This window comes from Nocardia yamanashiensis, assembly GCF_021183565.1.
Taxonomy (GTDB): Bacteria; Actinomycetota; Actinomycetes; order Mycobacteriales; family Mycobacteriaceae; genus Nocardia; species Nocardia yamanashiensis.
This window is the reverse complement of sequence record NZ_CP089226.1, coordinates 2,508,619-2,526,961: the sequence shown is the minus strand read 5'-3', so window position 1 is coordinate 2,526,961 and position 18,343 is coordinate 2,508,619. Positions and strand designations below refer to the sequence as shown.

The window sequence follows — 18,343 nt, the reverse complement described above, 5'->3', positions numbered from 1 at the left end:
CGGCAATGACTCCGGCGTCCGGACAGCCATCAACCATGCGGCGCATTCGATTCGAAGGTCCGGAGCAGGGCCGCGGCGACGCTGACCGCGATCGTGGCGGGTTCCTTGCCGGTGATTTCGGGTAGGCCGATGGGGGTGGTGATCCGGGCGATGGTGGCGGGGTCGTGGCCGCCTTCGGTGGCCAGGCGTTGGCGGAACCGGGCCCATTTGGCGGCCGAGCCGATCAATCCGATCGAACCGAGGCAGGTGGTGCGCAGGGCGGCGTCGCACAGTGCGGCGTCCTCGGCGTGATCGTGAGTCATGATCAGGACGTGGGTGCCGGTCGGTAGTTCTGCGAGGACTTCCTCCGGAAGCAGCGGGGTGTGGTGGATGTGGAGCTGCGCTACCGCGTCCGCCAGTACGGCGAGCCGGTCGCCGGTGAGCTGCTCGGGGCGCGTGTCGATCAGGTGCAGGTCCAGGTGGTGGCGAGCCAGGATGCGCGCCAGCTCCAGCCCGACGTGCCCGACGCCGAAGATCGCGACCGCAGGGACCACGGGCAGGGTTTCGAGCAGGACGGTGACGGTCCCGCCGCAGCATTGCACGCCGTGCCGGTTGCCGACCTTGTCGTTGAGGGCGAACTCCATCAGCTCGGGCTCGGCCTCGGGCATGCCGATCAGCTCGCGGGCCCGATCGATCGCCACGGCCTCGATATTGCCGCCGCCGATCGAACCCCACGTCTCGGTCTGTCCCACCACGAGTTTCGCACCGGCGCGCCGCGGCGCGTGCCCGCGCACGGCCGCGACGGTCACCAGCACGCCGGGCTCCCGCCGCGCCCGCAATCGCGCGACCGCGGCCACCCAGGTCATCTCAGACACTGATCGATGTGCTTGCGCCGGTGCTGCTTTCACTGCGCCCGGCGGTGCGCCGTGCCGCCTCGACCGCCCAGTACACCGCCTCCGGCGTCGCGGGGGAGGCGAGATCCACCGCCACGCCCGCGGGCCCGAACGCCGCGGCGGCCTGCCGCAATGCCTCGCGCACCGAGAACGCCAGCATCAGCGGCGGCTCTCCCACCGCCTTGGACCCGTACACCGCGCCCTCCTCGGTCGCGTTCTCCAGCAACGTCACATTGAAGACCTCGGGCATTTCCGAGAAGCTCGGCAACTTGTAGGTACTGGCCGCCTGCGTCAGCAACCGGCCGCGGCGGGGTCCGGAGCCGGTGTCCCACCGCAGTTCCTCCAGGGTCAGCCAGCCCGCACCCTGCACGAATCCGCCTTCGATCTGGCCGAGGTCGATCAGCGGGGAGAGGCTGTCGCCGACATCGTGCACGATATCGACGCGCCGGATGCGGTAGGCGCCGGTGAAGCCGTCCACCTCCACCTCGGTGGCGGCCGCGCCGTAGGAGAAGTACTTGAACGGCGATCCCTGGAAGGACCGCGCGTCCCAGTGCAAGCCCTCGGTGCGGTAGAAACCGGCCGCCGACAACTGAATTCGCTCGAGATAGGCGGTGCGAACGAGATCGTCCCACGCGAGCCGGCCGTCGCCGCCGCGGACGCGGGCGACGCCGTCGGCGATGCGCACCTCCGCCGGGTCCACCCCGAGCCGGGCGCCCGCCACCGCCAGCAGTCGCTCGCGCAGCTGCTCGCAGGCGTTCTTCACGGCCGCGCCGTTGAGGTCCGCCCCGGAACTGGCGGCGGTGGCGGAAGTATTGGGCACCTTGTCGGTTCGGGTCGGCGCCAACCGCACCCGGTGCAGCGGAATGCCCAGGCTGGTCGCGGCCACCTGCAGCATTTTCGTGTGCAGACCCTGGCCCATCTCGGTGCCGCCGTGGTTGATCAGGACCGACCCGTCCTTGTAGATCAGCACCAGCGCGCCGCCCTGATTGAAGGCGGTGAGGTTGAACGATATGCCGAACTTGACGCCGGTGATCGCCAGGCCGCGCTTGGTGTGGGCGTGGGCGGCATTGAACGCCGCGATCTCCCGGCGGCGATCGGCGAGGGCGGCGTCCTTCGTGACCTGCTGCCAGGTGGCCGCGATCCGTTCCGGATTGCGCACCGGCTGCCCGTACGGCGTGTGCTGCCCGGGCCGGTAGAAGTTGCGCTCGCGCAACTCCGCCGGGTCCAGGCCCAGCAGCGGCGCGCACCTGCCCAGGATGTCCTCGATGATCAACATGCCCTGCGGTCCGCCGAAGCCGCGGAAGGCGGTGTTGGACACCTTGTTGGTCTTGGCGATGCGACCGGCGATGCGCGCGTGCGGAATCCAATAGATGTTGTCGATATGGCACAGCGCGCGGGCCAGCACGGGCTCGGACAGATCCAGGCTCCAGCCGCCGTCCGCGGTGAGGGTGGCCTCCAGCGCCTGGATGCGGCCCTCGGCATCGAAGCCGATCTTCCAGGTGGCGTGGAAGCCGTGCCGCTTGCCGGACATAGTCAGGTCCTGAGTCCGGTTGAGCCGCACTCGCACCGGCCGGCCCGTCACCTGGGAGCCGAGCGCGGCGATCGCCGCGAACCCGTGCGGCTGCATCTCCTTACCGCCGAAACCGCCGCCCATGCGCAGGCACTGCACCGTCACCTGGTGGCTGGCCAGTCCGAGGACGTGCGCGACGATCTCCTGGGTCTCGGAGGGATGCTGGGTGCTGCTCTGGATGAACAGCTGCCCGGCCTCGTCGATCTGCGCCAGCGCCGCATGCGTCTCGAGGTAGAAATGCTCCTGATCGGAGAACTGGAACTCCCCGGTGAACACCCGGGCCGAATCGGCGAATCCGGCCGCCACGTCGCCGCACACCATGACCGGGCGGCTGCCGTGAAAACTGTTGGCCGCCATCGCCTCCGGCAGCGTGATCAGCGCGGGCAGCTCCTGCACGTCCACCTCTACCGCTTCCGCGCCCAGCCGGGCCGCCTCCAGCGTTTCGCCCAGCACCCAGGCGACGGCGTGGCCGTGGAACATGACCTCGTCCGGGAACAGCGGCTCGTCGTGCTTCATGCCGGCATCGTTGACGCCGGGCACGTCGGCGGCGGTGAGCACCCGCACCACACCGGGCACGGCCAGCGCGGGCGCGGTGCGCAGCGCGGTGATCCGGCCGTGGGCGGTCATGACCTGCACCGGGTAGGCGTGCAGCACATCCTTGGTGCGATAGACCAGATCGTCGGTGTAGAGCGCGGTTCCGGTGACATGGAGGACGGCGCTCTCGTGCGGCATGGAGACGCCGACGACGGGGGCGTCCGGCCGCTGGGACAGATGGCTCATGACTGGACCTCGATGGTGTGCGCGTACAGCTTTCGCAGACTCTCGCCGAGCATGGCCGAGCGATACTCGGCGCTCGCGCGATGATCGGTCAGCGGGGTGCCCTCGGATCGCAGCACCTGCGCGGCGGCATCGACGGTCGCCGCCGACCAGGGCCGGCCGAGGAGCGCGGCCTCGGTATCGCGGGCGCGGATCGCGGTGGCGGCCACACCGCCCAGTCCGATGCGCGCCGCGCGGACGCTGCCGTCCGCGATATCGAACGCGAAAGCCACTGCCACACTGGAGATATCGTCGAAACGCCGCTTGGCGATCTTGTGAAATGCCGTCACCGGCGACAGCGGCAGCGGGATGCGGACGGCCCGGATCAGCTCATCCGGACGCCGGACGCTGCGCCGGTAACCGGTGAAGAACTCGGCCAGGTCGACCTCGCGCTCACCGTCGGCATCGGCCAGCAGCACCGACGCACCGAGCGCGAGCAGCACCGGCGGGCCGTCGCCGATCGGTGACCCGGTGCCCAGATTGCCGCCCAGCGTCGCCCCGTTGCGGATGAGCCGGGATGCGAACTGCGGGAACAGCTCCGACAGCAGTGGCACGCGCCCGTCGAGCCGCCGCTCGATCTCGGTCAGCGACAGGGCGGCTCCGATCTCGAGGTGATCGGACTGCACCCGCAGCTCCCGCAATTCGGGGAGACGGTCGATCGCGATCACGTAATCCGCGCGCTGCGCCCGAATATTCACCTCCACGCCCCAGTCGGTGCACCCGGCCACGACCACCGCGCCCGGATGGTCGCGCAGCAGCCGCAGTGCCTCGGGCAAGGTATCCGGCCGCCGGAAGGTGCGCCCCTCACGCGCCACTTCGGTGGCAACCGGTGCGGGCGGGGCCTGCTCGCGGCGTCGCGCGAGCGGATCCTCGGCGCTCGGCGCACCGACCGCGAACGCCGCGTCACGGATCGGCCGATATCCGGTGCAGCGGCAGAGGTTTCCGCTCAGCGCATGCAGATCGAAGCCGTTGGGACCGTGTTCACCCGCGGGCGCCTCCGGTTGCGGATCGTCCGGCCCCACGCCGGCGCAGCGGTCGGGACGGTAGTACTCGGCGGCCATACTGCAGATGAATCCCGGTGTGCAGTAACCACATTGCGATCCACCACGCACCGCCATCTCATGCTGCACCGGGTGCAATTCCGTGCCCGCCGAGCTCATCGCCCCGAGACCTTCGGCGGTGACGATCTCCTGGCCGTCGAGCGCGGCGGCGGGCACCAGACAGGAGTTGATCGCGACCCAGTCGGTGGGCCGGTGCACACCCGGGCGGGCCACCATAATCGAACACGCGCCGCATTCGCCCTCGGCGCACCCCTCCTTACTCCCGGTGAGGCCGTTCTCCCGAAGGAAATCCAGAAACGTCATATGCGGTCCGGCCGCAGAAATCGGCAGCACTTTCCCATTGACCGTTATCCGCGGCCCTACCATCGCGCATCCTCGGGCCGGTGCGCGGTCGATACGATAACCCTGGTCGCCATGTCAGAGGCTTTCTATTTGTCTGGCGCAGCGGAGAATCCGGAGCGCGAATCAGCACATGCGGATGTGCTGCGAGTGGTGACAGAGATCGAAAAGCCCGGCGCCGCAGAGCGTCCGCCGAGAACGCTGCTCAGGAGCCGTGCGCTACCCGACCCGGAGTCCAGGCAGTCCGGTGCGCCAGGCGGCGCAGATCGGAGTTGTTCGACATCCGACTTCGCCTCCTTCCAACATTTCACGAGCTGATTCGCCCGAAATTACGGTGTCATGGTTTGCCGGTCAAGCCGACGCGAGCAAGCCCGGCCGAATTCCGCCCTGACATCGCGGGTGCGGTGGTCAATGGTGCAGTGCCGCGGCGAGCTGCCTGCGTGAGGTGAGGTCGAGTTTCCGGAATACCTTGCGCAGGTGGTAGTCGACGGTGCTGGCACTGAGGAACAGGTGGTCGGCGATCTCCTGGTTGGTGGCCCCGCGCCCCGCCAGGTTGGCGATGGCTTCCTCCTGTGGGGTGAGGGGTACGGCTTGATGGTGCGGTGCCACGGTGGCGATGCCGAGCGGTGTCAGCTCCCGGGCCGCGCGGGCGGACCAGGCGGCAGCGTTCTGGGTGCCGAAGAGGTGGGCGGCTCGTTCCAGGTGGGTGGTCGCTTCCGTGCGGCGCCGGCGGCGGCGTAGCCATTCGCCGAACTGGAGGTGGGCGCGTCCGGTGTACATCGGTGCGTCGGCGCGGGCGAGCTGGTGAATGGCTCGCTCGTAATGGGGTTCCGGGTCATCGGCGAGGGCGGCCTCGACCAGTTCCCGGAGCCCGGCGCCGAGTGGGGTGTCGAGCAGTTGGGAACGTCGCACGAGTTGGTCTCGCAGCGTCGCGGCGGTGCTGAGTTCTTTCGCGTGGACTGCGGCTTCGACGAGATCGGCGAGGACGCAGGCGGCCGGTTCGGGGTCGGCGTCGAGCAATTGGCGCGCGGCGTCGAATGCGCTGGAGAAGTCACCGATCGCGAGGTACCCCAGCAGTTCGGCGCGTTGCCACAGGTCGACCCCGGCCCCGAAGGTCGCCGACCGGCAGGCGTCGATGGCGATCGCGGCTTCCTTGGCGTCGATGGCGGGTGCTCCGGTCCACCCGCGCAGTCCGGCGCGCAGTGCGACGAGGGAGAAGTGATCCTCCGGATAGCCGGAAGCGCCCAGCAGCACAATGGTTTCGGCCAGGCGTGCGCGTGCGGAGGCGACGCGGCCGACCTCGAGGTCGAACAGGCACCGAAAAGAAACGACATTGGCGAGCAGGAAATTGTCGCCGTCGCGGCGCGCGTACTCCTCGAGACCGGCCAGCACCGCGTCACGGGAGGCGTCGTCGATCAGCGCGGTGGCGATATGCAGGACGGCGCCGCTATTGCTGTGCAGGTATCGCAGGTCGGTGGAAGGGTTCTCGATGAGGAACGGGTAGCCGTCCGGTAGGTGGCCAATGCCGTGGGATGGTCGAGGACGAACTCCGCGTAGCAGCGCAACGACAGGACCGTGGCGTCGGGAACGTCGTCGGCGACCAGTCGCAGTGCGACGTAGGCGAGTTCGGCTGCGGCGGCGTCGGCGGTGAGGTGGGTCGACAACCACGTGGAACGGATGCCCATCGCGATGGCGCCGACCGCTTCCGCGTGCCGGTGCGCGTCCTCGAGCGCGACAGCAAGGCGGAGAAAAGCGGCGGCGCGGACGCCGAGCGCGCCGGGCTCGAAGGTGGGCAAGCGAATCTCGTTGCGCAGCAACGCGAGTTCGGCTCGTTGATCCGGGCCCAGGAACTGCTCGTCGATGTCCGCGGCGAGCGCGTGAGCTTGCCGGAAGGCGCCGGAGAAGATCGCGGATTGGATGGCCGCGAGCTGGCGTGCGGCCCGCCCGGCGGCGGTGCTGGCGGCCGCCGCGCGCAGGAGCAGGCGGGTGCGGGTGGCGAAATCGCCGCGCTGCCCGGAGACGGCCGCGGCGGTTGTCAGGCGCTCGGCGAGCTCGTCGTCGATGCCGTCGGTGGCCATGGCCCGGTGCAGCAGAGCGCGATGCTCGAGCCCCAGCTCCGCGGACGCGCGGCCGAGCCGCGAATGCGTCTCGCGGCGTTGATCGAAGGTGGCCCCGGCGTAGACCGCCGATCGAATCAGCGGGTGCCGGAACACGACTCGATCGGTGACCACGACCAGTTCGGTGAGTTCGGCCGCACCGGACGAGTCGCGGGGCAATCCCGCCGATTCGGCCGCGGCGGTGATCGTGCGCAGATTGCCGTCGGCTTCGACCGCGGCGATGAGCATCCAGTGCTGGCATTGCTCCGGCAGCAGCTTCACCTGGCGAAGGTAGTACGCCTGCAGACGCGCCCCCAGCGGCACCGGTTCGGGAAGCAATGCCGCACCGTCGAGCTGACGTTGATTCAACTCGCTGGTCAACTCGCGCAGCGCCAGTGGGTTTCCCTCGGTCGCCAGCGCGATCTGCTCCGCGACCACGCGTTCGACTTTCGTATCGACCACCGAGCGCAGCAGGGTGACCGCGGGTTCGATGTCCAGGCCGTGCAGCCGGTGCACGGGCAGCCCGGTCAGGTACACGCTTTCGTCGGTATCGAGGCGGCGGCAGTAGATCATGACCACGGGGTCCGCGAGCAGCCGCCGCGCGACGAACGCGAAGGCGCTCAACGATTCTTCATCGACCCATTGGACGTCGTCGATCCACAGGAACACGGGCTGTTTCGCCGTGAGCGTCGTTACCAGCGCCAGCAGGGCGATCCCGATGGCCAAGCGATCGGCAATGACCCCGTCCGCGAGCCCGGCGGCCACGAGCAGGGACGTGCGATGCGATTCGCTGAGTTCGTCCAGCACCGCCCGCCTGGCCAGGACCAGCCGTTGCAGCGCCGCGAACGGAAGCTCGAACTCCGCCTCGATTCCCGCGATGGCGACGAGATCGAATCCGTCCAGCTCGGACAGCGCATGGGTGATGAGGCGGGTTTTGCCGATGCCGACACCGCCTTCGAGCACCGCCACCGCACTACGTCCGGACACGGCCGCCGCGCACAGCCCGCGCACCCACGCAATATCCTGCTGGCGGCCGAGAAACGGCAGGGAAGTCGTGTGCGGCACGGCATCTCCTCGGTGCGATCGCGGGTCTATTCGAGACTCTCGCATCGAGCCCGCCACGCGGACCACGTGATGTTCGTAGTCATGCGTGCAACTCGGTTTCCGGCAGCTCCCGCAATTGCCGTCGGGAGGAGATGTCGAGCTTGCGGAACACCTTTCGCAGGTGATAGTCGACGGTGTTCGGGCTGATGAACAGCGTCGCCGCGATTTCGGCATTGGTGGCGCCCGCGGCGGCCAGCGTCGCGACCTGAGATTCCTGCACGGTCAATCGAGATGGGGTCGAGGGTGTCTCCGCCGGTGCGGGTTTATCGCCCAGGGCCGCCAGTTCGCGCTGGGCTCGTGCGGCGAAGGCGGTCGTTCCCGCACGCTGGAAACCGTCGAAGGCCCGGCGCAGATGCAGGCCTGCTTCCTTGCGGCGGCGTTTGCGGCGCAGCCATTCGCCGTAGAGCAGATGCGTTCGGTAGAGGTCGCCGGGAGTGTCGGTGGTCGTGAGGATTTCCAGTGCCGCCTGGAAGTGGCTCTCGGCCTGTGCGGCCGGCCCGCTGAGCGCGAGGCACCGTTCGCCTACCCCGCGGGCCCAGGGTGCTTGGCTGCTCGCGGCGATTCGCAGCAGTTCCGCGGTGGCCTGCTGTGCTTCGGCCGGGTGCCCGCTGCGGGTCGCGGCTTCCACGTACTCGGGCAGCTGCAGCGGACCCGTCTGCAGAAAAGCGTTGGGACGCAAGGCCGTCAGCGTGTCGAACGCTTCGTCGTAGCGGCTCTCGGCCAGATCCCGGATGGCGAGCGCGAGCGTCGTCGAGGTGTGCACGCCACCGAACCCCAAGACCAGTGTCGCTTCCGCGAGCTGTTCCACGAACGTGCGATCCGCTCCGGTCCAGGCGAGGTAGGCGCTGTTGATGACATGTTCGGCGGGATATCCCATGGCGCGGCGGGTGTCTCGTACACGTTCGATCGTCCGGCCCGCCGTCGTCACGTCACCGCGATCGAGATCGCACAGCGACCGGACCCACAGGCTCAGGTCGACGGCCTTGAGCGCTCCGATGGTCACCGCGACGCGTTCCACCGTGTCCAGGTGCCGATCGCGGGCCCGCTCGTCCCAGAGCGCGGTGGTCAAAGCCACGCCGGCATTGCCGAACAACAGGATTCGCGGATCCTCGAGCTCGGCGAGCGCCGCGACCGCCGCGCGCATCGGGCCGATCGCCTCCTCGTAGGGGTCCAGGATGAGCGCCGCCAGCCCGGTCAGGACCGTGCCCATCAGACCGTCGTCCGGCGTGACCGCCGCACGCATCCGCGCGCCGAGCTCGGCCACGGTAATGCCGCGGAGGCATCGTTCGGCCGGCAGCGCGACCTCGAAAGCGTGTAGCAGCGCGAGGAGTTCGCGCTCTCGATCCAGGCCGTGGAACAGCTCGGCGGCGGTGGCCAGGTCGCGGGTGGCGTGGGGGATGAGTTGCGCGTCGAGCGTGAAGACCGACAGCGTCGCGCGCAGCATCAGGCGGCGCCCGGCCAGGACCGGGTCGGTGAGCGCCTCGGCATCGACGCGGTCGAGCAGGTCCAGCGCGGCCGGACCGGCCCCGGCCTCGGCGGCCGCTTCGGCCGCCGCGAGCAGACGTTCGTATCGGATCGTGGCGTCCACGGTGAGTTCGGCGGCCTTGCTCAGCAACTTCGCCTGCGACAGCAGGCCGCCGCGTCGGGCCGCACGGACAGCCGCGGCGGCGAGCTGCGTCGCTACCTGCTCATCCGGGCGGGCGGCGGCTTCGGCCGCATGCCGGGCCTCGGCGTCGTCGAGATGCAGCGCGGCCGCCGCACGAGCCAGGGCCCCGTGCACTCGACGCCGGTCGGCGGCGGGAGCGGCCCCGTATACGGCGGCGCGGATGAGCGGATGCCGGAAGCGCACCACCCCGTCGATGACCACCAGACCCGCCGAATCAGCGCTCTCCCCGGCGTGTTCACCGATTCCCAACGCGGTGGCGGCATGATCGATCAGCCGGAGGTCGCCGGTGGATTCGGCCGCCGCGAGCAGGATCCACTGCTGCGATGCCGACGGCAGGGCCCGCACCTGGCGTTGATACAGCCGTTCCAGCCGCGGACCGGCTCCCAGCGGAGCGGACGGCAGGGACGGCTCGGGCCGGGTTTGATTGCTCATCTCGTCGGCGAGATCGGACAACGCCAGCGGGTTGCCGCCGAGATCGTCCACGATGCCGGCGGCCACACGCGGATCGAACCGGGTGCCCAGACGATCGGTCAGCAACCCGATAGCGGCGGCTCGTTCCAGCTCCGGAACCGGCCGATGGGGAATGCCGCCGAAGTGGACGTCCACGGCGGGATCCTCCCGGGTGGCGAACAACAGCAGCAACGCCTCCGCGTGCAGCCGGCGGGCCACGAAACCCAAGGCGTCCAACGACTCCGGGTCCATCCACTGCGCGTCGTCGATCGCGCACAGCACCGGCTGCTCCTGGGCGGTGGCCGCGAGCAGGGCCAGCAGCGCGCGTCCCACCAGGAACCGATCGGGGGCCTGACCCGACCGACGACCGCAGGCGATGGCCAGCGCTTCTTCCTCGGGTTCGGGCAGTCCGGACCACTCGGTGCCCAGCCGGTCGAGCAGCCGCTGCACACCGGCGTAGGGCAGGATTCGTTCCGCCTCGTATCCGTCCACCCGCAGGACGCGAAAAGCGGCCGCGCGCTCGATGACCGCGTCGATCAGCGCGGTCTTGCCGATCCCGGGCTCACCGAGCAAGCGCAGCGACTGCCCGGCCCCATTGCGTGCCGCAGCCACGAGCCCGCCGAGTTCGTCCAGTTCGGTGTCGCGGCCGATCAGTAGTGTCCGGCTGCTCACGGCCGGGCAACCACGCGCTCGCGCCGATCAGCCCACAGCGGCACGAACATCGGCACCCTCCCCAGCACGAAACAGAGAGCAGCAGCCTAGCATTTCCGTCCGCGTGAAATGGCCACGCGCGCAAGGTCTGTCGCAGGTTGATCATGCAGGGTTGCTGCGGTAGCGGGTGATTCGGGAAAAGCTGGTACCGGCGCGGGTCGCACCGGTACCAGCGAGCCGTCATCGGACGGTGGGGTTCATCGGGTCGCCGTGACGGCGGCCTGGATCGTGTCGGCCACCACGGTGGGCTGCGCTACGAGCGAGGCGTGCGAGGCGGCGATTTCGGTGGTGGTGTTCGGGGCGGCGCGCGAGGCCATGAAGCGTTGCGAGGCGGGTGGGATCACATTGTCGTTCTGCGAGAGCAGATACCAGCTCGGCGTGCTCGCCCACGACGGTGTGCCGCTGGGTTCGAGGTTGGCCCACAGCGCCGCCGAATGCTGGTGGGCGAACATGTCGGCGGCGGTGGCGGTGCTGACGTCCTGGGCGAAGATGTCGCGGAAGTAGGGTTCGGCGATGTAGCCGTCGAGGCCGCCGGCGACGGCCTTGACTTCCAGTGCGGGCGGCAGGATCCGGCTGCCGGGGAACTGGATCGGGCTGAGCAGGCCATGCACGAATTCGCCCTGGGCGGGTGCGAACGCGGCGATGTAGACGTTGGCTTTCACCTTCGTGTCATGGGTATTGGTGATGACCGCGCCACCATAGGAGTGCCCGACCAGCACCACGGGCCCGTCGATGGTGTCGAGGACGCGTTGCACGGCCTGGGCGTCGTTGCCGGGCCCGCGCAGCGGATTGTCCACGGCGAGCACGCGATAACCGCGTGCGCGCAGTTCGGCGGCCACCCCGTCCCAGCTGGTGGCGTCGGCGAAGGCGCCGTGCACCAGCACGATGGTGGGGTCGGCCGGTGCGGCCGTGGCGAGGGCGGGGACCAGCGGCGCCGTGGCGATGACGGCGGCGGCCAGCACCGTCAGCAGACGGCGGGGGGACGGTGTGCGGGACATGATCGTTCAATCCTTCTGGGAGGGAATGGAATCGGGCTGGAAGACGACGGGTTCGCCGAGCTCGAGCCAGCGCACCCGGCGGCGGATATCCGGGGGTTGTCGTGCGAACAGTGCTTGCGCGGCGCTGTAGCCCTCGCTGAAATGACTCCAGCCCTCGTAGTGCACCGGCACCGCGACCCGAGGGGCGAGGCGGTCGATGAAGCGCGCGGCGTCGCGGGCATCCATCGTGTACTTCAGCGGGCCGGTCAGACCGAATCGCACAGCGCCCAAATGCAATAGCGCGATATCGACATCGAGCCGGCGGGCGACCTGCAGGAGACCGCGGTAGAGCACCGAGTCTCCCGACATCCACACCGCCACCCGCTGCTCGCCCGGTCGTTGCAGGCCGAAGCCGAGATTCTGCCCGACCAGCGGACGGCTCAGCGGCGGGCCGTGCCGGCTCGGAGTGGCGATCACCTCGAGTGCACCGGTCCCGGGCTTGCTCAAAGTGGTTCGCTCCCAAGGTCGTAAGCCGCGGGCGTGGGCGAGACCGAGCCGTTTGCCGCCGCTCACGGTGGTCAGCACCACGGGAACGGTGTCGAGCAGGCGGCGGCCGGCCGCATCCAGATTGTCGGCATGATGGTCGTGGGACAGCAGGACCGCGTCCAGCGCGGGCAGGTCGGCGGGCGTCAGCGCGGGCGCACCGGTTTTCACCGAATGCGTGCCGAGCCCGAAGCCGTAGCGGCGGCCGGGCGCGTCGAAGGTCGGATCGGTGAGGATGGTCCACCCGTCCACCTCGATGAGCACCGTGGGCCCGCCGATATGGGTGATCTTGACGCCGGTCATGGTGGCATCCCCGGCTACCGGGACTGCGGGAAACGGCTCGCCGAGTGCCGCAAGGCCCAGTCGAGCGCGTGATCGGCGATCTCTTCCCAGCCGTCCTGGCTGACCAGGCGGTGGGTCCGGCCGGGGTACTCCACCCGCTCGACCAGTGCCGGTCCTGCGGCGTACTTCTTCAGCATGGCCTGCTGCACCGAAGGCGGCGCCACATGGTCGATGCCACCGGAGATCAGCAGCAGCGGCGCGCGATCGGGTTTGCGGAAATCGACGGCGGTGATGCCCGTCTCGGGTTTCGGCAGCGACAGCACACCCTCGAAGAACACGCGATTATACGAATTGATCGCGCTCGCTTCCCATTCCCGATCCGAATCGGCGCGCGAGAGGTCGTTGCCGAAGGTGTAGTGGAAATGGCGTTTGGTGATCGGGTTCGCCTTGTTCTTGCGGAACGGATTCCACAGCACCGGCAGACCCGTGCGCAGCGTCGAGAACGGCAGCACCGTGACACCCGCCGTCTGACCGGGCGCGACGCCGACACCGGCGATACCCAGACCGCGATCGAGCAGCATCTGGATGATGATGCCGCCGAACGAATGACCCATGACGATGGGCTGTTCCGGCAAGGCGCGAATGATGTCGTCGTAGGAATCGACGATCTCGCGCAAGCCGACGCCTTCCAGCGCGCGGGGATCCTCGCGCACTTGGGCCGGCGTGCGGTCCCCGATGCCCGGCCAGCCCGGCACGATGACCTCGTGACCGCGCTCGCGGAACCGCTGCGCCCAGGTGTCCCAGCTCGACGGTGTCATCCACAGTCCGTGGATCAGGACGACGGGCGGCTGGTGCGAAATGTTGTTCATGTCCGGTCCTTTGCGCTGATCACGAGCGGATGAAAGCGAGCAGGTCTTCCGACAGCCGCTGCTTCTCGGTATCGGGCAGGGCGTGACCCGCCCCCGGGTAGACCTTCAGTTCGGCGCCGGCGACCAGCTTGGCCGACCGTTCGCCGCCCACGGCGAACGGAACGATCTGATCGTCGTCACCGTGAATGACCAGGGTCGGCACATCGACTTTGGCCAGATCGTCACGGAAGTCGGTGGCCGAGAACGCCGCGATGCATTCGTAGGCATTGCGGTGCCCCGAGGCCAGCCCCTGGGCCCAGAATGCGTCGCGCATGCCCTGCGGAATATCGCCCCGGCGGTTGTGCCCGAAGAACGGCCCGTCGGCCAGATCGCGATACAGCTGCGCCCGTGACGCCCGCTCTCCGTCGCGGATGGCGTCGAAGACTTCGATCGGCAGCCCCTCGGGGTTGTCGTCGGTGCGCAGCATGAACGGCGGAACAGCCGAGACGAGAACGAGTTTCGCGATCCGCGCCGAGCCGTGCCGGCCCAGGTACCGGGTGATCTCACCGCCGCCGGTCGAATGCCCGACCAGCGTCACCCCGGCCAGATCCAGCGCCGCCAGCACGGTCGCCAGATCGTCGGCGTAGGTGTCCATTTCATTGCCGGTCCAGGTTTGGGTGGACCGGCCGTGCCCGCGCCGATCGTGGGTGATGACCCGGCAGCCGTGCTCGGCGAGATACAGCGCCTGACTTTCCCAGTTGTCGGAGTTGAGCGGCCAGCCGTGGCTCAATACCACGGGAATGCCGTCCGCGGGTCCCCAGTCCTTGTAGAAGATCCGGGTTCCGTCCTCGGTTGTCACATAGCTCATCGGGTCTCCTTCGATGCGGTACCGCAGCGGTACCGTTCAAAGGTCCCGTATCCGACCCCACCTGCGAATCACGTGACGCGCGTAGTCCGATCGGCACCGGCTACGCATCGACTACGCACGTTGCCGAGTCCGCCACCCGTACGCCTCGACCGGTCCGGAATCAGGCGGGGCCGGGCGGCGACAGCAGGCGCAGGGCGGCGTCGAGGGTGATCACGTCCGCGTATTTCGCGTTGAGGTCGTAGAGGTTCGCGTCGTGCAGGCGCGGGTCGCGGTCGCCGCAGGCGTCGGCTACGACCAGGCTGCGGAAGCCGTGCTGCATGGCGTCGGTGGCGGTGGCGCGGACGCAACCGCTGGTGGTGAGGCCGGTGATGAGCAGGGTGTCGATGCGTTCGGCGGTGAGGTTGCCGGCCAGGGCGGTGCCGTGGAAGGCACTCGGGTATTGCTTGGTCACGACGGCTTCGCGGGGGAGTGGGCGGGGGTCGTCGAGGAATTCGCCGAGGGGGTTGCCCTCTTCGAAGACCGCCAGGTTGGGGATCTTTCGCCGGAACAGGCCGCCGTCGGCGGTGCCGGGGCGGAAGCTGACCCTGGTGAAGACGACCGGATATCCATGTGTTCGCGCGTGGGCGACCAGGGTGGCGGTGGCGCGGACGGCGTCTTCGACCGGGGCGCGCAGCGGTGAGCCGTCGGTGAGGTAGGCGGCGCACACGTCGATCACCAGCACTGCCGGGCGTTCGCCCGCGCCCAGCGGCAGTCCGTAGCCGGCGGTGCGGGCGTCCTCGTTCAGATCCTGCATCGCGCGGCCCTCAGATGATGCCGGTGGCGGCGAGTTTGGTGAGCTGCTCGGCGTCCAGCCCGAGGAGTCCGCCGAGAATCTCGGAATTGTGCTGTCCCAGTTCGGGTCCGGCGTGCCGGATATTGCCGGGGGTGGCGCTGAGCTTGGGCACCACGTTCGCCATGGGCAGCTCGCCGAACTCGGGATGGGCGATGCGCGCGATGGCCTCACGGGCCGCGAAATGCGGGTCGGCGAACATATCGCGCGCGGTGAAGATCCGCCCGGCGGGCACGCCGCCGCGGTGCAGCCGCTCGAGCAGGTCGTCGGCGTCGGCGCCGCGGGTCCATTCCGCGATCAGGTCGTCGAGCTCGTCCATGCGCGCGCCGCGGGCGGTGTGATTGGAATATCGTGGATCCGAGGCCAATTCGGGCCGGCCCATGAGTTCGGTGAGCCGGGCGAAGACGGAGTCCTGATTGGCGGCGATGAGGATCATCTCCCCGCCCGCGGTCGGATACACATTGCTGGGGGAGACGTTGGGCAGCACCGATCCGGTGCGTTCCCGCTGGTATCCGGTGATGGCGTATTCGGGCAGCAGCGATTCCATCATGGCCAGCACCGCTTCGTAGATGGCCGAGTCGACCAGCTGCCCCTGCCCGGTGCGGTCCTTGTGATGCACGGCTGCGAGGGTGCCGATGGTCGCGAACACCGCCGCCAGTGAATCGCCGATCGAGATGCCGGTGCGCGCCGGGGCGGAGTCCGGATCGCCCGTGGTGTAACGGATTCCGCCCATGGCCTCGCCGATCGAGCCGTACCCGGCGCGCGGGGCGTACGGCCCGGTCTGGCCGTACCCGGTGACCCGCACCATGATCAACCCCGGATTGCCTTCGCGCAGCTGCTCATAGCCCAGCCCCCAGCGCTCCATAGTGCCCGGCCGGAAGTTCTCGATCACGATGTCCGCGCGGGCGATGAGCTCACGAGCCAGCCGCTGACCCTCCGGATCGCGCAGATCACAGGTGACCGATTTCTTGTTGCGCGCCACCACCGGCCACCACAGGGATTTGCCCTGGGATTGTTCGCGGCCCCACTGCCGCATGGGATCTCCTATGCCGGGCGCCTCCAGCTTGATCACCTCCGCGCCGAAATCGCCGAGCAGTTGGCCGCAGAACGGCCCGGCCAGCAGCTGGCCCATCTCGATGACGCGCAGATCGCGCAGCGGGCCGGTCGGGGACGGTACGGCTGGCATGGTGGCCCTCCATCTCGGAACCCGCGCCGCCGCAATCGAATCGGGGCGCGGGCGGGGTACGGTACGCGAAAGTGGATACACTGTATCCCTGAGAGAAACAACGCGGCAAGGTTCGAGTTAGGGAGGTCGCCGTGGAAGTCACCGTGCTGGAAGTCGCGCCCAGGGATGGACTGCAGAACGAATCGGAGATCGTCGCCACCGCCGACAAGGTCCGGCTGATCGAACGCTCCGTCGCGGCCGGGCTGCGCCGTATCGAGGCGGTGAGTTTCGTGCACCCGCAACGGGTTCCGCAGATGGCCGACGCCGAAGCGGTGATGGCGGGCGTACCGCGCGGTCATGGCGTCTCCTATGCCGGGCTGGTGTTCAACGAGCGCGGCCTGGATCGGGCGCTGGCCTGCGGCGTGGACGAGATCAATGTCGTCGTGGTGGCGACGGATACCTTCAGCCACCGCAATCAGGGCTGCGGCACCGAGGAAGGGATCGACCGCTGGCACGCGCTGGCCGATCGCGCCGCCGCCTCCGGCTTGCTCCGCACCGTCACCATCGCGGCCGCCTTCGGCTGTCCGTTCGAAGGTGAGGTGCCCCCGCAGCGGGTGCTGGATCTGGTGCGCCGGGTCGCCGCCGCCGGACCGGAGGAGATCGCGCTGGCCGACACCATCGGCGTCGGCACCCCGGACCGGGTCCGGACGCTGGTCACCGGCGCCGCCGCGCTGGCCCCGGAAGTGGTCGTGCGCTGCCACTTCCACAACACCCGCAATACCGGATACGCCAATGCGATCGCGGCGCTCGAGGCCGGCGCCCGCGTCCTGGACGCCAGCACCGGCGGCGTCGGCGGCTGCCCCTTCGCGCCGGCCGCGACCGGCAATATCGCCACCGAGGATCTGCTGTACATGCTCGACCGCATGGGAATCGAAACCGGTGTCCGGATGGACCGTGTCAACGAGACCGGCGCCTGGCTGGGCGAGGTGCTCGGCAAGCCGGTGCCCGCCCTGCTCGGACGCGCCGGAGGATTTCCGGCAGCCTGAGCACGGACGGGCGAAAGCCCGTGGTGCGAACGGTGTTCCGCCGTCACCACGGGCCGAGCGGGATCAGGACAGGGTTTCGATGGTGCCCGCGGTGCGCAGGCCCTCGTAGTAGCCGCCGCCGGGGTAGTAATCCGCGGTGGTCGAACCGCTGACGAAATCGTTCGCCCAACCGGTCGAGAGCTTCTGCAGCGCGGCCACATTCTTGTCCTGCGGGGTGCCGCAGGCGGTCTTGTCCGGCCCGGGTGCGCTGGCGGCCTCGACATCGATGTGCGCGCCGCTGGTGAGCCGCACGCCCAGGAACGAGCGGTTCAGCTGCTCTTGCAGTTCGGCGGTGCCGGAGCCGTTGTTGTTGCAGCTGTAGGGCGGAGCGCTGATGGCCAGCACCGGCAGGGTGCTGTTGCTCAGATGGTTGAGCGAACTGCTCAGGTTGTTGCCGATGAAGCTCTTCACCGGATCGAACAGGATCAGCCCGCGCAGATTGGCGAACGCGCCGGCGTACCCGGACCGCAATTGCTGCGCGACATAGGGCACCGCTTCGCCGCCGGCCGAATGCCCGGCGAACACCATCGCGGTGGGCAGGGTCAGGTTCCCGCGCCCGGCTTTGGATCTGGCGTCGGCGAAGCTGCGGCCGAGCTTGTCGCCGGGATCGCCGGCCTTGCCGAACAGGTCGGCCACATTGTGCAGGAAATCGGTGTTGTTGCCGAGATTGGCGATGGTGCAGCCGAGCAGGTTGGCGGTCGGGAGCGTCGGGGCGAAGACGAGGAACCCTTGCTCGGCGAATTTGCGCGCGGTGTCGTCCATGGCGTCGTTGGAGCCGGTGAACCCGTGCTGCAACCACAGCAGGGCCTTGGGGTTGCCGGCGGGGAAGTACCAGTCGCTGCTCTGGTGCAGGGTCTGGAATGCGCAGCGGATATCGACCTTGTTCTCCACCTTGGTGACCGCGGCGTCGGCGTGCGCGGCGGGCTGGACCGCTCCGCAGTAGGCGGCGAGGGCCGCAGTGAGGCCGAGGATGGCGGCCAGGGCTCTGGTTCTCACGGATGACTCCTTTGTCTCTCATCGAGAAACCATGTTTCTCTCATGGCGACAATTAGGGGTCTGAA

The 18,343-nt window shown here is 69.0% G+C and carries 14 protein-coding genes; 1 reads left to right on the top strand and 13 read right to left on the bottom strand.

The features are described from left to right. Positions 1 to 29 precede the first annotated feature (29 nt). The 12 genes from xdhC to LTV02_RS12155 all read right to left on the bottom strand — a co-directional run bounded on the left by xdhC (position 30) and on the right by LTV02_RS12155 (position 16,218). Positions 30 to 845 carry a xanthine dehydrogenase accessory protein XdhC gene (gene xdhC, locus LTV02_RS12210; protein WP_233040103.1) on the bottom strand — a complete coding sequence of 272 codons (816 nt, stop codon included), beginning with the start codon at positions 843 to 845 and terminating at the stop codon, positions 30 to 32. 1 nt (position 846) lies between these two features. Continuing rightward, the gene (xdhB, locus tag LTV02_RS12205) at positions 847 to 3,222 is read right to left on the bottom strand and encodes a xanthine dehydrogenase molybdopterin binding subunit (RefSeq protein ID WP_233040102.1); all 2,376 of its coding nucleotides are present in this window, start codon (positions 3,220 to 3,222) and stop codon (positions 847 to 849) included. Next, positions 3,219 to 4,622, bottom strand: coding sequence for a xanthine dehydrogenase small subunit (locus LTV02_RS12200; RefSeq protein WP_233040101.1), 1,404 nt, complete (start codon positions 4,620 to 4,622; stop codon positions 3,219 to 3,221). The genes xdhB and LTV02_RS12200 overlap by 4 nt, the downstream gene beginning before the upstream one ends. A gap of 444 nt (positions 4,623 to 5,066) precedes the next feature. Beyond that, positions 5,067 to 6,050 carry a helix-turn-helix transcriptional regulator gene (locus LTV02_RS12195; RefSeq protein ID WP_233040100.1) on the bottom strand — a complete coding sequence of 328 codons (984 nt, stop codon included), beginning with the start codon at positions 6,048 to 6,050 and terminating at the stop codon, positions 5,067 to 5,069. Between the two features lie 23 nt (positions 6,051 to 6,073). After that, on the bottom strand, positions 6,074 to 7,819 hold the full coding sequence (locus LTV02_RS12190; RefSeq protein ID WP_233040099.1) for an AAA family ATPase: 1,746 nt from the start codon (positions 7,817 to 7,819) through the stop codon (positions 6,074 to 6,076). A gap of 79 nt (positions 7,820 to 7,898) precedes the next feature. After that, complete coding sequence (locus tag LTV02_RS12185; protein ID WP_233040098.1) at positions 7,899 to 10,646, bottom strand: helix-turn-helix transcriptional regulator; 2,748 nt, start codon at positions 10,644 to 10,646, stop codon at positions 7,899 to 7,901. A 236-nt stretch (positions 10,647 to 10,882) separates the two neighbouring features. Then, positions 10,883 to 11,683, bottom strand: a complete 801-nt coding sequence (locus tag LTV02_RS12180; protein ID WP_233040097.1) for an alpha/beta fold hydrolase — start codon at positions 11,681 to 11,683, stop codon at positions 10,883 to 10,885. Between the two features lie 6 nt (positions 11,684 to 11,689). Next, positions 11,690 to 12,508, bottom strand: coding sequence for an MBL fold metallo-hydrolase (locus LTV02_RS12175; RefSeq protein ID WP_233040096.1), 819 nt, complete (start codon positions 12,506 to 12,508; stop codon positions 11,690 to 11,692). 14 nt (positions 12,509 to 12,522) lie between these two features. After that, entirely contained in the window at positions 12,523 to 13,356 is an 834-nt protein-coding gene (locus LTV02_RS12170; RefSeq protein WP_233040095.1) for an alpha/beta hydrolase, read from the bottom strand. A 19-nt stretch (positions 13,357 to 13,375) separates the two neighbouring features. Further along, positions 13,376 to 14,203: an alpha/beta fold hydrolase gene (locus LTV02_RS12165; protein ID WP_233040094.1), complete on the bottom strand. Its 828-nt coding sequence runs from the start codon at positions 14,201 to 14,203 to the stop codon at positions 13,376 to 13,378. 160 nt (positions 14,204 to 14,363) lie between these two features. Continuing rightward, positions 14,364 to 14,996, bottom strand: a complete 633-nt coding sequence (locus LTV02_RS12160) for an isochorismatase family protein (protein ID WP_233040093.1) — start codon at positions 14,994 to 14,996, stop codon at positions 14,364 to 14,366. 10 nt (positions 14,997 to 15,006) lie between these two features. Beyond that, positions 15,007 to 16,218 carry a CaiB/BaiF CoA transferase family protein gene (locus LTV02_RS12155; RefSeq protein WP_233040092.1) on the bottom strand — a complete coding sequence of 404 codons (1,212 nt, stop codon included), beginning with the start codon at positions 16,216 to 16,218 and terminating at the stop codon, positions 15,007 to 15,009. A 131-nt stretch (positions 16,219 to 16,349) separates the two neighbouring features. Here LTV02_RS12155 and LTV02_RS12150 point away from each other — a divergent pair, with 131 nt between their 5' ends. Further along, a complete protein-coding gene (locus LTV02_RS12150; protein ID WP_233040091.1) occupies positions 16,350 to 17,243 on the top strand; it encodes a hydroxymethylglutaryl-CoA lyase in 894 nt (297 codons plus the stop codon). 63 nt (positions 17,244 to 17,306) lie between these two features. Here the strand turns inward: LTV02_RS12150 and LTV02_RS12145 are convergent, their stop codons facing one another. Further along, positions 17,307 to 18,278, bottom strand: a complete 972-nt coding sequence (locus tag LTV02_RS12145) for an alpha/beta hydrolase (protein ID WP_233040090.1) — start codon at positions 18,276 to 18,278, stop codon at positions 17,307 to 17,309. Positions 18,279 to 18,343: the final 65 nt, after the last annotated feature.